Annotated in this window: 13 protein-coding genes and 2 pseudogenes; 6 read left to right on the top strand and 9 right to left on the bottom strand. The window is 58.3% G+C overall.

The genetic code is table 11. The annotated features are described in order from the left end of the window. Nucleotides 1–852 precede the first annotated feature (852 nt). A protein-coding gene (locus tag BUA54_RS19065; RefSeq protein WP_425434990.1) for an IS3 family transposase occupies nucleotides 853–2,000 on the bottom strand; the annotation gives its coding sequence in 2 pieces (ribosomal slippage) (nucleotides 853–1,751 and nucleotides 1,751–2,000; 1,149 coding nt in all). A 56-nt stretch (nucleotides 2,001–2,056) separates the two neighbouring features. Here BUA54_RS19065 and BUA54_RS19055 point away from each other — a divergent pair. Further along, nucleotides 2,057–2,815 (top strand): annotated as a pseudogene (locus tag BUA54_RS19055) (IS3 family transposase); the annotation flags it as partial. Between the two features lie 237 nt (nucleotides 2,816–3,052). Further along, nucleotides 3,053–3,373, top strand: coding sequence for an H-NS histone family protein (locus BUA54_RS19050; RefSeq protein WP_072858842.1), 321 nt, complete (start codon nucleotides 3,053–3,055; stop codon nucleotides 3,371–3,373). Nucleotides 3,374–3,622: 249 nt separating this feature from the next. Here BUA54_RS19050 and BUA54_RS19045 read toward each other — a convergent pair whose 3' ends face one another. From BUA54_RS19045 to BUA54_RS19030, 4 genes are all read right to left on the bottom strand, one after another. Then, a complete protein-coding gene (locus BUA54_RS19045) occupies nucleotides 3,623–3,865 on the bottom strand; it encodes an SOS response-associated peptidase family protein (protein ID WP_143155531.1) in 243 nt (80 codons plus the stop codon). Nucleotides 3,866–3,938: 73 nt separating this feature from the next. Further along, nucleotides 3,939–4,739: an IS21-like element helper ATPase IstB gene (istB, locus tag BUA54_RS19040; protein WP_072858840.1), complete on the bottom strand. Its 801-nt coding sequence runs from the start codon at nucleotides 4,737–4,739 to the stop codon at nucleotides 3,939–3,941. Beyond that, on the bottom strand, nucleotides 4,736–6,244 hold the full coding sequence (gene istA, locus BUA54_RS19035; protein ID WP_425434989.1) for an IS21 family transposase: 1,509 nt from the start codon (nucleotides 6,242–6,244) through the stop codon (nucleotides 4,736–4,738). The genes istB and istA overlap by 4 nt, the downstream gene beginning before the upstream one ends. A 77-nt stretch (nucleotides 6,245–6,321) precedes the next feature. Next, nucleotides 6,322–6,789 (bottom strand): SOS response-associated peptidase family protein, encoded by a 468-nt coding sequence (locus BUA54_RS19030; RefSeq protein WP_245810806.1) that lies wholly within the window; start codon nucleotides 6,787–6,789, stop codon nucleotides 6,322–6,324. Nucleotides 6,790–7,023: 234 nt separating this feature from the next. Between BUA54_RS19030 and BUA54_RS19025 the strand changes: the two genes are divergently transcribed. The 3 genes from BUA54_RS19025 (at nucleotide 7,024) to BUA54_RS19015 (ending at nucleotide 8,348) form a co-directional block, all read left to right on the top strand. Next, on the top strand, nucleotides 7,024–7,320 hold the full coding sequence (locus BUA54_RS19025; RefSeq protein WP_072858839.1) for a hypothetical protein: 297 nt from the start codon (nucleotides 7,024–7,026) through the stop codon (nucleotides 7,318–7,320). A 210-nt stretch (nucleotides 7,321–7,530) separates the two neighbouring features. Then, nucleotides 7,531–7,827 (top strand): PRC-barrel domain-containing protein, encoded by a 297-nt coding sequence (locus BUA54_RS19020; protein WP_072858838.1) that lies wholly within the window; start codon nucleotides 7,531–7,533, stop codon nucleotides 7,825–7,827. Between the two features lie 134 nt (nucleotides 7,828–7,961). Continuing rightward, nucleotides 7,962–8,348 carry a metallophosphoesterase gene (locus BUA54_RS19015; protein WP_072858837.1) on the top strand — a complete coding sequence of 129 codons (387 nt, stop codon included), beginning with the start codon at nucleotides 7,962–7,964 and terminating at the stop codon, nucleotides 8,346–8,348. 255 nt (nucleotides 8,349–8,603) lie between these two features. Here the strand turns inward: BUA54_RS19015 and BUA54_RS21925 are convergent. The 4 genes and pseudogenes from BUA54_RS21925 to BUA54_RS18995 form a co-directional block, all read right to left on the bottom strand. Beyond that, nucleotides 8,604–8,907, bottom strand: a pseudogene (locus tag BUA54_RS21925) (transposase); the annotation flags it as partial. A gap of 247 nt (nucleotides 8,908–9,154) precedes the next feature. Beyond that, nucleotides 9,155–9,709: a metallophosphoesterase gene (locus BUA54_RS19005; RefSeq protein WP_072858835.1), complete on the bottom strand. Its 555-nt coding sequence runs from the start codon at nucleotides 9,707–9,709 to the stop codon at nucleotides 9,155–9,157. 685 nt (nucleotides 9,710–10,394) lie between these two features. Beyond that, the gene (locus BUA54_RS19000) at nucleotides 10,395–11,015 is read right to left on the bottom strand and encodes a DedA family protein (RefSeq protein ID WP_072858834.1); all 621 of its coding nucleotides are present in this window, start codon (nucleotides 11,013–11,015) and stop codon (nucleotides 10,395–10,397) included. Between the two features lie 110 nt (nucleotides 11,016–11,125). After that, nucleotides 11,126–12,841: an ATP-binding protein gene (locus BUA54_RS18995; RefSeq protein WP_084114655.1), complete on the bottom strand. Its 1,716-nt coding sequence runs from the start codon at nucleotides 12,839–12,841 to the stop codon at nucleotides 11,126–11,128. A gap of 167 nt (nucleotides 12,842–13,008) precedes the next feature. Here BUA54_RS18995 and BUA54_RS21320 point away from each other — a divergent pair, with 167 nt between their 5' ends. After that, the gene (locus BUA54_RS21320) at nucleotides 13,009–13,185 is read left to right on the top strand and encodes a hypothetical protein (protein WP_178352796.1); all 177 of its coding nucleotides are present in this window, start codon (nucleotides 13,009–13,011) and stop codon (nucleotides 13,183–13,185) included. Nucleotides 13,186–13,289 lie beyond the last annotated feature (104 nt).

Below are 13,289 nucleotides of genomic sequence, written 5' to 3'. Positions count from 1 at the left end.
TGCGCCTCGGTGAAACGGCTCTTTCTCATTCGTCTGCTCCTTCACGGTTGAGCAAACTCTACATCAGGCTGAGGGATATTGCGGGGGGCAGGTCACGATCTAAAACTCATATTTCCGACCTGTTGAGTAGGCTGCCCGTTGTGTATCACGATCACGATGTCTGGGAGGGCTTTAGAAACGACGCTGCTCAGTTACGACTTTAAAAACGCCAGTAGCCCTGCATTTTGATTGTTTTGATATGCGTGGCCCAGCTTATCAGATCGTGAGCCCTATAATCCAATTCATGAGTTCACACCAAGCCCTATCTTGGTACGAAATCGCACACACCATTGATTTATGACGCCGTCGTATCAGGATGGCTACGGGAGTAACTGCAGAAAGTTATCAGACCACCGAAAGTTTTTTACACATATTGCAATATTTATCCATTTTTGTGCAGATGCCCCCACCTATCATCAGACGATCCCGCATCTCGGTCTTGGTACGAAAGCGTACATATTTGAATTGTAGTATAATCTTCCGGGGATGGTTAGTGTACCCCTATTGGGCGTCGCAAGGTCCGGGCGGCGCCTATTAAACGGTCTTACGTCCAGCGCTCTTACAGATTGGAGAGCGTATCTTGGTTAGACGTCTGACCTGCCCCTTGAGCCAAAATAATCTCATCTATACGCTGTCCAGCGACGATCGTGCGCTGATTGAGCCTCACCTGAAGCAGGTGGTGTTGGAGAGAGGATTTGTTCTAGAAGAGCCGGACCAGGCCATCGATCTGGTTTATTTTCCGACGTCTGGCGTTGGCTCCACTGTTGTCTTTACGGACACAAGCTGGACTTGCCCGGATTTAGTGGAGAGCGTTTAGCTCACTTCCCGGGCCTTTCGCTCGAAGGCGATGGGGCTCTGGAAGCCGAGCGATAAATGACGCCTGACGGGGTTATAGAACCCGTCGATGTATCTGGCGACGGCGTTTTCGGCCTGCTGGCGGGATTGCCAGGCGACGGGCCAGACCAGTTCGGACTTGATGGTCTTGAAGAAGGTTTCGACCATCGCGTTGTCGTAGCAGTTCCCGCGCCCGCTCATCGAGATCAGAATGCCACGTTGGCGGAGCAGCGCCTGGTAGTCGATAGAGCAGTATTGCGATCCGCGGTCGGAATGATGGACCAGCCCCGGCGCAGGGTTGCGAGCAACCAGAGCCCGGCGCAGCGCTTCGACGACGAGGTCGCGCTTCAGGCGGTCACTCGTGGCCCAGCCGACGACCCGTCGCGAGAAGAGGTCGAGCACGACGGCGAGGTAGAGCCAGCCCTCCGCCATCCAGATGTAGGAGATGTCGGCCCCCCACTTCTGGTCCGGGCCGTCTGCCGCGAAGTCCTGCGCCACGAGATTGGGCGCGACAGGCCAGGCATGTTCACTGTCGGTCGTGCGTTTGAAGCGCCGCTTCTGCCGCGCGATCAACCGGTTCTCGCGCATCAGCCGCGCCGTGCGATGCCGCCCGATCTCATGGCCCTCGTCGATGAGGTCGCGGTGCATGCGCGGGCTGCCATAGGTGCCGTTCGACAGAGCGAAGGCCGTCCGGATGTGTGCGAGATAGACCATGTCCTGCTGCTGGCGGCGACAGGCCGGACGGTCCTGCCACGCGAAGAAGCCGCTCTGGCTGACGCCCAGGGCACGGCACATCCGACTGATCGGGAAGCTGGCCTTCTCCGCCTCGATGAAGCCGAAGGTCATCGACTTGTCTCTTTCGCGAAGAAGGCCGCGGCTTTTTTTAAGATGTCGCGCTCCTGCTTCAGGACCGCATTCTCCCGTCGCAGCCGCTTCAGCTCGGCATGCACGTCGACCGGCGCCTCGCTCGGCTCGCGGGCATCGCGCTCTTGGCTCAGCCACCGCGTCAGCGTCGAAAGGCCAATGCCAAGATCCTCCGCGATCTCCCGCCGCGTCCGGCCGCTGGTCAGTGCCAGCCGCACCGCTTCACGCCGAAACTCCGGCGTCGGTCTGTTTGCGTTTCCCATAGAACACCTCCTGGTTCCTCAGTTGGTGCTCTCCAAATTTTTCGGGCAAGTCCACTTTGGCCTGCCGGGCATTCGGTGTGAGCGAGACGTGCTATCGCTACAGCCCACTTTTGAGCGATGAGAACGAGTTGATCGCTGACCTTCTGGTCGGCCTGACCGATGCTCGCAAGACATGGGGATTTGGGCTGTGTTTCCTGCATCTGCGCAACGTGAAGGGGCACCCGTGGAACCACAAACGCGTCTATCGGATCTATTGCGCCCTTGAGCTGAACCTGCGGATCAAGCCACGCAAACGGTTGAAGAGGGACGTGCCAGACGCTCTGGCTGTGCCAGAGAGGCCTAATGTGACCTGGTCGACGGACTTTATGGCCGATCGGCTTGAGGACGGTCGGGCCTTCCGGTTGCTAAACGTGCTGGATGACTTCAACCGCGAAGGTCTGGGGATCGAGGTGGATTTCTCCCTTCCGACAGAGCGGGTCATCCGCAGCCTGAACAACATCATTGAATGGCGCGGGAAGCCAAAGACCATCCGCGTGGACAACGGCCCCGAATACATCAGTCATGCGCTCCTGGAATGGGCTGAGAAACATGGCATTTCCCTGGCCCACATCCCGCCCGGTCAGCCCCAGCAGAACGCCTACATCGAGCGCTACAACCGCACCATCCGGCACGAATGGCTGGACCAATACATCATCAACAGCATCGAGGAGGCCCAGCACTTCGCCACCCAGTGGCTCTGGACTTACAACAACGATCGCCCGAACATGGGTATTGGCGGCATCACGCCTGCAATGAAACTGAAAATGGCTGCGTAAGTTCTACGGTAGCACCCCGTTAAAAACGGGAGGATTACCACGACCATTCATCCAGACCTAGGCTTCGAAGTAAATCATGCTGACAACGCTGCCAATGCGACTTATCTCGTCCTCGAGTTTTGACGTCAAAAATAATTAGCAGATCAAGGTGCGTTGCAATGTATTCCATTTCTAGCTAATCGTATATAAATAATTCGAGATGCCCGGTTTGCTGCGCCAATGAGACGAGGAATAACAATGGACGATATCGATCTGGACAGCATGTCGCTGGACGAACTCAAGAAGCTGCAGAAAAATGTTGGCAAGGCCATCGATGGTTATGAAGGTAAACAGCGCAAGGCTGCGCTTGCGGCAGTCGAGGCCGCAGCACGCGAAAATGGATACTCTCTCGCCGAACTGACAGGAATGGCATCCAAGAAAGGCAAGGCAGTGTCGCCGCCGAAATATCGCCATCCGGAAAATCCGGAGCAGACTTGGACCGGGCGTGGCCGTCAGCCCGATTGGATGAAGGATGCTCTGGAGAATGGGCAGTCGAAAGACGATTTCTTGATCAAGTGACGTGAGCAGACGCTGCGATTGAACGATGACAGGATGGAGAACCGCCGAGATCCTATTCAAGATCGTTCTCAGCGCCTCGTCCGTAGCAGCGGCGGCTTCGGGCGCCATTTATGTGCGTCACATTGTGAAGGTCAGCGGTTGCGATCGGCCTCATGATCCGAAACGCACCAGACAGTACATCGCAAGCGCCCCCGTGCACCGTCTAAAGGATGTGCGGAAGTGAGGGTAGACTGAACGGGGATTCCGCCATCAGTCCAACCCGCCGTGGTCCGACTTCAGCCCTTTGCCGCTCTGATTGATCACCCTGCGCTCCGCTGGGACCGCCTTTAGTAATGCGAAAGCCTCGTCCGGTGTGCCTGTCAGCCAGTGCGCGTAATCGTCGGGATCGAGGATCACCGGCATCCGGTCCAGATGGTACTCCCTGACCAGTGCGTTCGGCGTCGAGGTGACCATCGAGCTCATGACCATCTCACGCTGTAGCGCGTCAACCACCTTGTCCTTGACCGACAACCACCTTGGCCGGTTTTGAAGCCACCGGGGTTAGTGTGTGGTTTGGTGTCTTGGCTCAGGTTTCTCCTTCGTTTTGGTTGTCGGTATTGGTTGTCGCTGACGTTTCGGCCTGAGCATTCTTGTTGGAGGCTGCGGCGCGCTGACGGAAGCTTTTGGCGTTCATCTCGAGGATGCTTGCTTGGTGGACAAGGCGGTCGATGGCCTTGTCCGGGAAGATCTGATCCCATCCGCTGAACGGCTGATTGGCCGCGATGGCAATGCTGCGGTATTCGTAGCGCCGGGCGATCAGTTCAAAGAGGACGCCGGTTTCGGCCCGATCCTTGTGGGCGTAGGTGATGTCGTCGAGGATGATCTGGTCGAACTTGTCGAGTTTTGCCAGTGCGGCCTCGAGGACGAGATCGCCGCGGGCCGCCTGGAGCCTTTCCACCAGATCGCTGGTCCGGGTGTAGAAGACGCGGTGTCCTGCCTCGATCAGAACATGACCGATCGCGCAAAGGATGTGTGTCTTGCCGGTGCCGGAATTGCCGATGGCGATCAGGTTGCCGCCCCCGTCCAGCCAGTCGCCGGCCGCCAAAGCCTCCACCCGGGCGCGTGGCAGGGTCGGCAGGGCCTTGAAGTCGAAGGTCGCCAGCATCTTGCCTGCGGGCAGCTGCGACTCGTTCAGATGGCGCCGGATGCGACGCATGTCGCGCTCGGCCAGTTCGTATTCCGCCAGCACGGCGAGGAAACGGGCGGCGGGCCAGCCTTCGGTGTCGGCGCGCGCGGCGATCTCGGCCCAGAGTTTTTGGAAACTGGGCAGCCGCAGCGCGGTCAGCATGCTGGGCAGCGTGTGGATGTCGACCTCGCGGACAGTCATGCGCTTGCCCCCAGCAGAGCGTCGAAGCTGGCCAGCGATGGGTGGGCGACAGCCACATCCTTGAGCATCGTCATGAGCCTTGGCGCCAGCCGTGAAGCCAGGGCCTTGGTGTCCGGCACCTGGCCCGCATAAAGGTCAGCCGCCAGCAGATGCGCCAGTTCCGCCTCGCAGGCTTGCTCATGGGCGATGAAGAGTAGTTCGACCATGCGGCGGCAGGCATCCCGTCTTGGCAGGTCCCGTTGCAGCACCTTCCAGGCTTCGGCGTATTCGGTCCGGGGGAACAGGCTGTCGCGATAGATCGAGCTCCACAGGGCCTGCGGTTTGCGTCGCAGGGAGTGGATGACATGGTGGTAGTTGATGACATGGACGCGGTGACCATCGCCGCGACCACGGGCCCGGGGATGGCTGACGACCAGGGCGGCGCCGAGAAACGCCTCGATGCGATCATCGTAAAGGTGGACACGCAGACGTTGCCCGATCAGCTGCGACGGAGCGCTGTAAAAGATGCTCTTGACCAGGAAACCGCCAGTCCGCGAGACCGGCACCACGATCTCGGTGAAGTCGGTGGTGCGCCGCTGCGGCAAAGGCTTCAGGTGGGCCCGTTCCGCCTGAACGGCTGCCGCCCGCTGGCGGTTGCGCCGCGCCACCAGCATGTCGATGAAACGCCGGTAGTCCTCGATGCAGGCAAAGTCGCGGCTGCCCCGCAGGATCAGCGCCTGCTTGATGGCCGTCTTCAGGTGCCAGTTTTGCGATTCAACCGCCCCGTTCTCATGGGCCTCACCGCGATTGTTGCGGCTGGCGTCCATGCCGTAATGGCCGACGAACGCATCATAGCGCTTGGTCATGTCCTTACGCTGGTCGGCGGTCAGGTTGCGGAAAGCGGCCGAGAGGCTATCAGTCCGGTGGTTTTGCGGCGCACCGCCGAGTGACCAGAGGGCCTGCTGCAAGTTCTCGGCCAGCGCCGTGAAGCTTTCCCCGCCAAGAACCACGCCGACATGCTCCCAACGACTGTAGACCATGACGAAGTGGTAAAGCAGGTGCGGGAACGATTGGCCTGCGATTGTCACCTCCAGTTCCTCGGCATGGTTTAAGTCGGACTGTGCCATGTATCCCGGCTCGGGTGTCTGGCGGAAGATGATGTCGCGCTCGGGACCGTTCAGCGCCCGCCACTGCCGCACCCGCCGCTCCAGGGTGCGGCGGACACGATCATCAGGGAAGGCCCGAGGATGCTCGCTTTGAAGATGGCGCAGCAGGGTGACCGCCTGTAACGCGCTGTCGGTCAGAAGCAGCGGCAGAAGGTCGGTCTCCCAATAGCCTTCAAGGGGATCGGCCAATGCGCGTCCGTGAACGATCTTGCGCTGCGAAGGCGGGGTCGGGTCCGCATCGAAACGCCTGGCGCTCCGCTCGCTGAACCTGGCGCGGGCGGCCGATGTGCGCTGACTGTGGTTTTGTAGGTCGGTCATGTATAATCTCAATTGCTGGTCGGTGATGGGTTTGTAGGCCAAACCGGCTCCTCCGTATGAACGCAGAGGATTCCGGCTTACCAACCCGCAGCGACCAGCACCTACTCCCAAAATATCAATCAGGCCGGTGGGGCTGCCCTCCGGACGGGCATGCCCGTCCTCCGTTCAGCCCCACCGGCCAAGGTGGTTGTCGGCACCGGCCAAGATGGTTGTCGCTCATCACAGCGCCACTCCTCGAAACTCTTCGTCCAGAAGCGTAAAGTGCGCAGCTTGTCGTCGCGAGCGTTGTTCACGGCCTTCGGCCGGATCGGCTTGCCTGTCTTCTTGGAGACCTGCGGCATGACGAAACCCCAGTGCGCCGTCTGCAGCCAGCGTGTGCCGTCGGCGTTCGCACCTACGATCGGTGACAGGCCCTTCGGGAAAATGGCGGTCAGCGGCTCCGCATTGCCGAGATCGTCATGGCCTGCGTCGACCGCGAAGAGCTGTCGCATTGCGTCCTTGGCCATCGTGTTGGAATAGAGGTTGCACATGTATCCGAGGATAGAGCGTTGAGGGCGCGTCAACACCTGATTTTTTGACAGTGCCATTCGACGCTCTGCCAAACCAACCAGTTCACAAGTCGATCGACATGCCGGACTGAGTATAGCGATCCTCGCTGGCCACGCATACGCGGTGGCCGATACGTAACGCGCTCGCACAGCTTTTGATCAAGCCATTCTTCTCCGCGGAAATCAGGTAAGCCTTTGCCCGCGGCAAGTGAATCTTGATTGTGTTCTTGTTATGTTCTATATCTGAACTCCAGTCATCGTTGGAGTTCTGTCATGGAAACATCAGCCTTTACCTTGCCCGCCACACCGCGCCAGCTTGCCTACGCACGGTCCCTTGCAGATCGTAACCGCACCCTCCTGCCATGGAACGTCCAGCAGGATCGCCGCACGCTTAGCGCCTGGATCGAAAAGCAGACCTTACTGGCACCGGCCGCAAACAACGATCCCCGGCCAAGCTCGAAGCAGGTCGCTTTTGCGGAGAAGCTCGCACGGATCAAGCGGCGTGCTGTGCCGGACGAATGCTTCCGCGACAAGGGCCTGATGTCGAAGTGGATCGACGGCAATAAGTGACGCGCGACGGTAGGGCATGAAAGCCCACCACGAAGCTCATGATGGTCAGTTCTATCGCACACCAAGCTGCATGCGCATTTGCCGCCGCCGGCAACCTTGTCAGGCGGACGCTTCTCCGCTGATCCGCGTAGCAACGGCGGTTTATTGGAACATCGCCCGCGACCACGGGGTTCATCACCCAATGAAGCAATAACGAAAGCGAGCAATATCATGGACCATTCCAAGCATATTCCACTGCGGTCGGACGAGCTGACGGAAGCCAACCTGGACGGTGCCACTGTCTACGGACCCGATGACAGCAAGATCGGGAGCGTCGCGCACCTCCACGGCGCTGGTGCCAATGCCCAAGTGATCGTGGACGTCGGCGGCTTTCTGGGGATCGGCGCAAAGCCGGTCGCACTGGACGTCTCCAGCCTGAACTTCATGCGTGACGAGAGCGGCGATGTGCATGCGACCTCGTTGATGACCAAGGATCAGCTCAAGGATCTTCCCGAGCATCATCACTGAGTGTAACAGCAGCAGCACAAGACGGATCAAGGGGCGGCACGGGATCGTGCCGCCCCTTGGCGTGCGACAGGTGCAGATTCAGTGTCGGTGAACCAAAGGTAAGCATCTGGCCAATACCGGACAAGATCAGCAGGATGGATCTCGGCCCCATTGAGGTCGGAGAAACGCTCATGTCAGACAACGTGGCAACGACGACCGCATCGCTGGGCGCGCGCCATCTGCCGGGCCAGATCGGTTTCAGCACAGAGATCTTCGCTATCGGCGACGTGCATGGCCAAGCAGCTGTGCTGCGTGGTGTCCTGCGCGAGATCGGTGGCCAGCCGAAAGCACTCGGCACGGAACGCGTCCTGATCTTCCTCGGTGACCTGATCGACCGCGGCGCGGATAGTATTGGCGCCGTGCGCACGGCATTGGCAGCAGGGCCTTTGATCCGGGCTGACCGCGTCGTGATGCTGCCTGGCAATCACGAGCTCGCGCTGGTGGACGTGCTGGACCGTTGCGACCCGGCACTGTGGCTTTAGAACGGCGGACGAACCGTCATGGATGAGGTTGATCCGAATTGGAGTTCGCGTCCTTGGGATGAAGTCCTTAGCGACCTCAGGACAGCATTTCCGGCGGACTGGATCGTCGGGATTAGGTCGGCACCTGCTCACCTGACGATTGGCGATCTACTCTTCGTCCATGCGGGCCTTGACCCTCATACCGACCGTGAGGCTTTCCTCGCGCGGGACAGGTTGCGCAATGACATGCACTGGTCAACAGTCCGGAATGAGTTCCTGACTTGGACCGGGGGCTGCGACCGGGAGGATGCTGATGCCCATATGCGTGGCCCCACCGTCGTCGCTCACGGGCACACGCCGGCAATCCTCGGCACGGCTGACGATCCGCCCGCCCTAACGCACCTTGAGGTAGGTGGCATCCAGCCAGAGGTAGGGCCAAGGCTCCTTCCAGCGGCCGGGTCAGGAAAGCGTTCACCTGGTCATTAATCTCAGCACACAGGCGGCTGACGCACATGCCGTTCGCGCCCATGGCCCTCACAAGATCATCGACCGAGCGGGTGGAAATCCCCTGAACATACGCCAGAGGCTCCGCGCGCGGCCTCTTACACCAACTGGTGGGACATGGCCGTGCTTTCTTGTTTCGACCGCTTCCCTTTTTGCAGATGGAAAGGCCGCTTGGTGTGGCCATGATGATTGAATTCGGCGCCAAGTTGGTGCAAAATTTTCTGATGCGCTTGGCGCTGGGGACGAGCGTTAGAAGCACTTTGTCAGATAACCGCTACATCGTGAACAGTAACGCCACGCTCGCACACCCACTGCCATTGTCGCTATGATGGCTCAACGGCCGCCCAGTGTGGCCTGGCGGGGAGCACCGCCCCCCGCGCCGCGATGTCCTCGAACAGCGCCGGTTTGAAGCCCCAGAGGTCCACCCCGACGTTCACGCAGTTCCGGTACCCCGGCCAGTTGTCATGCACGTGGCAGAACATCATGAGCGCATCGCGGCGCACGTGGTTCCAGGTGAGCATCGGGTAGTGGCACAGGGTGTAGTTCTGGTTCTTCGGCCCGTCCCGCACTTCGGCCAGCGGCGTCACCGTGTCCCAAGGCAATGAGAGAACCAGTTCCTTGTCGTGATTGCCGGTGACCAGATGTCTGCGGCGGTTGGGCAGCAGGCCGAAGAGGCTGTGCAGAAAATGACGGCTCTTGGCGCGGGGGCCTACCACCAGATCGCCGAGAATCCAGAGATCATCATCATCCCCGACGCAGGCCTGCAGATTGCCCAGCAGGACCTTCCCCATGTGCGCTGTGCTGTGAAACGGGCGTTTGCAGAATTTAATAATGTTCTCGGGCCCGAAGTGGGGGTCGGCCGTATACCAGTTGACCATGTGCTCTTCCTGGTCGTGATGGAGGCTCACGTAGGCGGCGATGGGTCCTGGGGGGGTTGATTTCAGGTCATCCGCGCAGGTCAAAGCCACCCGCGATGCGGGTGTCTATGAGCGTGGCGGTATGACACGTGTGAAAGACATGTGCCGACACTAGGTCAAATATCTCGGTCGGACAACGATGCAGGTCACACGTAACAAGTCGTATCAAAGCGGCGGCCCGAGCGACGACGTGGGCGCGATTGGCGCCGCACCAGTAAACAAGCTCGGAAGCAGCCGCTTTCGGCTCACGCTGGCTCCCCCCTCTCGGGCGACAAGACCTTCAGCATCTCGGTAGCCCAGCTTCGATCACACCAATCTTGAGCACCCCCCTCAGAGAGGAAGATACGACAAGCACGCCGAATTCGGGCATCTGAATGTGGACTTATATCAGCGCGCACAGCACGTGCCCATCCTAGCCGCAACTCACGGGTCAGAACGGGATGGCTTGTCGAGCTCAACATCATGCCTCAAAATATACATCGTTTATGATTCATGAATAGCAAAATTTCTCTTAACTACGGTGCTACATGCCAAGATCTCAAGGCGTGAGCAAACATCGCGCGACGGCAGCTTGATGTCGAACTAGCGGTAAATCTGCCAAAAATCTGCCGAAGTTTCCCGTAAATTTATATAGTAATCGACTGAATCACTGAGTGCTGCCCTCTTTTGGCACGCGACGACGGTAGGTTGCGACGCGCCAAAGATACCACGCTAAGATCAGTATAACGACACTGGTTGATACCGGGTTCATCCAAGCCGAGACCTTTTCGTATTGAGACTGCAACCAGTAGCCCGCCAAGGTCAGAAAGCTGGTCCAGGCGACAGTGCCAACAGTCGAATAGGTCAAAAACTTCAAAAATGACATTTCTGACACGCCCGCCGGAACGGAGATAAATGTGCGCACCGTCGGAATCAGCCGACCCACCATAACGGCCATGCCGCCGTGTCGCTTGAACCACGCATTCGACTGATCAATTTCGTCGGGTGAGATTGTCAGCCATCGGCCATGGCGCCGGGCAAGGCGTTTCAGCCGGTCGGTGCCGATACGCATACCGACCCAATACCACAAGACGGCACCGGCCAACGATCCTGCTGACCCTGCTGTGATGACGGCAAAAAGATTGTGTTCACCACTCGCCGCATTGAACCCTGCCAAAGGCATGATCAATTCGGACGGAATCGGCGGAAAAACATTCTCGATGAACATCAAGAGTGCGATTCCGGCCAGCCCGACCGCGTCTATGAAGCCGGATATCCAGTCAAACATTTATACGTCCTCTTAGGGTGTCTGGCTTTAAACGCCCTTGTCCGGCAAAAGGTAGCATTCCATCTGCCGCAGCCACAGACCCGCTGATCAACGTCAGTTGAACGCTGGGGTCAGGCCGCGCCTGCACCGAATGCCGGATCCGATGCTGATAACCGATTTGGGGCCAAATGCCCCTTCAATTCATGACTGTCAGACAGGGACGGAAATTCGACGCAAAATTCAGTCTTATCGTTCAGCCTTCGATAGGAGATGCTGCCGGACATGTGTTCAACAAAAGATTTTGCCAAACTGAGTCCAAGGCCCGTTCCACCAGCCTTGTTGACCCGCGCGGTTGCCTCTTCCTGACGGAACCGACTGAACAATGAGGCTTCGAAGTCAGGTTGCACGCCAGGACCCGCGTCACGCACGATAAGGCGAACCATACCATCGATCTGTAAAATATCGACTTCGATGATACCTTTAGCCGGAGAGAATTTGGCTGCGTTGGACAAAAGGTTGAGCAGCACCTGTTGCAGCCGAAGCGGGTGAACATGGATTTTTGTGTCCTCGGCCGAGTGCGACATAGCCCAGGACAGATCCTTATGCGGCAAGTAGTGCTTCATGCTTTCGACCGCATCTTTCGCGAGCCGGGTCATATCCAAAATCTCAGGCGAAAAGTCTGTCTGCCCGGCGTCGAGTTTCTCGGAGACGAGCAGATTGTCGATCAGCTCGTTGAGATGCCGCGCATTGCGGTCAGCAACCGCAATTAGTCGAACTGCCTTGGGTGGCAGTTCGTCGGGAAAAGCCTCCGCAATCAGTCGCAACGAGCCACAGATGGATGTCAGTGGCGTGCGTATTTCGTGACTTATCGTGGACACGAACTGCGCCTTCAATTCGTTCGATGCATGGATATCGGTTATATCGCGATTGTAGGAAATCAATCCGGTCAAGGCGCCGGCCTCGCTTCTGATCGGAACCTTGACTGTCTCTAGCCACCCGATCTTTCCGTCCTTGAAATCGACCATCTGCTCCAACCGCTGAGCACCGGTTCCTTTTAGGACGGCGGTCTCGTCATCCCGGTATCCTGCCGCAACGGCATGGGGATAGAAATCAAAATCTGTTTTTCCTATGAGATCCGATGCGTCCCGCGCCTTCATGAGGTCTGCGGTCGCTTTGTTCGCGATGATGAATCTGCCGTCGAGATCCTTGACGTTCAAGCAATCCGGAAGCGCATCGACCATCTTGCGGTAAAGCGAAAGGTTCTGAAACTCGACGTATCTCGCACGCTCGATTGAGAAGAAGTAGGAGGTAAACAGGGTGCTTGTAAATGTCAGGGTCAGGAGCGGGAGCCACGATTGTTGGAAGATCGTGCCCCGCACTTCGCTCGGAACGAGCAGAAGACTTGTCAGAGCGCCGAGCCCCACGACAGCCGCGAAAACGATACACTGCTGAAGATCTGGTATGCGGCCTTTCAATGCAAGGTTCGCCGCACCTCCGAGAAATGTTGACGATGCAATACCAGTTAGGCCGGCCAGAACACCGGCACCCCCGTAGCTGATCCGCACTGCACTCGAAATAGCGCCGGTTATCAAGCCTGACACGGGACCGAACACCAGTCCACCTGCTGCGATCAGGGCGTGACGCAAATCGATTCGAATTCCAGGCAGCACCTCTACCGCCATAGCCATCGTCATGACGCCCACAAGGCCCAGGACCATCCCAGGACCAATGCGACTTCTCGAGACCGCCGGCATATAGGTGTCCAAGAGTGACCACAGGATCACAGACAGCCCGACCATGGCATGCAGTGCCAGCAGCTCCATCCAAAGCGGTTTCATTGCCGGCATGTTCCTCGTCCAATGCTTCCTGTATCGCAAAACTTCGTGGCCGTATTATGGTGGTCGTGGGTGCGTAGTCTCGGTGAACATTGGCGGCCAAAAACGGAGCCCGCCATCTGGTCAATCACCGTGGATCCGAACCCTTTCGATGGCGGGGGCACGAAGGGCGGCCCGTCATGTTCCGATCAGTTGATATCGAACTTGCGGGTGGTCTGATCCAGCGACCAGATTACTTCGACATGCCCATCGTCGCACAACAAGGCGAGATATTCGACGGCATTTATGTTCAACTCGTGCAATGCAATATGAGTGAAGCAAAGAACCTGCTTGGGCGCATTAAAAACGTTTGCTGAAGATCGCCGACATCCGTTAAAGCGCTTTTTATGGACCTAAACTGAACACAGCTTTACTGGCAAGTTCACCCATCTGTAGAGCGTCCACCTATATGCGAATTCGA

The organism is Loktanella atrilutea (assembly GCF_900128995.1).
Classification (GTDB): Bacteria; Pseudomonadota; Alphaproteobacteria; order Rhodobacterales; family Rhodobacteraceae; genus Loktanella; species Loktanella atrilutea.
The sequence above is the reverse complement of the archived record's forward strand: the minus strand, read 5'-3'. Positions and strand labels throughout refer to the sequence as shown.

What these genes read in the sequence shown, in the direction of transcription:
- BUA54_RS19050 (WP_072858842.1), top strand. Translation starts at nt 3,053, where the DNA reads ATGGACGATATCGATCTGGACAGCATGTCGCTGGACGAACTCAAGAAG.
- istB (WP_072858840.1), bottom strand. Translation starts at nt 4,739, where the DNA reads ATGACTGTCCGCGAGGTCGACATCCACACGCTGCCCAGCATGCTGACC.
- BUA54_RS19030 (WP_245810806.1), bottom strand. Translation starts at nt 6,789, where the DNA reads ATGGCACTGTCAAAAAATCAGGTGTTGACGCGCCCTCAACGCTCTATC.
- BUA54_RS19025 (WP_072858839.1), top strand. Translation starts at nt 7,024, where the DNA reads ATGGAAACATCAGCCTTTACCTTGCCCGCCACACCGCGCCAGCTTGCC.
- BUA54_RS19020 (WP_072858838.1), top strand. Translation starts at nt 7,531, where the DNA reads ATGGACCATTCCAAGCATATTCCACTGCGGTCGGACGAGCTGACGGAA.
- BUA54_RS19015 (WP_072858837.1), top strand. Translation starts at nt 7,962, where the DNA reads ATGGATCTCGGCCCCATTGAGGTCGGAGAAACGCTCATGTCAGACAAC.
- BUA54_RS19005 (WP_072858835.1), bottom strand. Translation starts at nt 9,709, where the DNA reads ATGGTCAACTGGTATACGGCCGACCCCCACTTCGGGCCCGAGAACATT.
- BUA54_RS19000 (WP_072858834.1), bottom strand. Translation starts at nt 11,015, where the DNA reads ATGTTTGACTGGATATCCGGCTTCATAGACGCGGTCGGGCTGGCCGGA.
- BUA54_RS18995 (WP_084114655.1), bottom strand. Translation starts at nt 12,841, where the DNA reads ATGCCGGCAATGAAACCGCTTTGGATGGAGCTGCTGGCACTGCATGCC.
- BUA54_RS21320 (WP_178352796.1), top strand. Translation starts at nt 13,009, where the DNA reads ATGTTCCGATCAGTTGATATCGAACTTGCGGGTGGTCTGATCCAGCGA.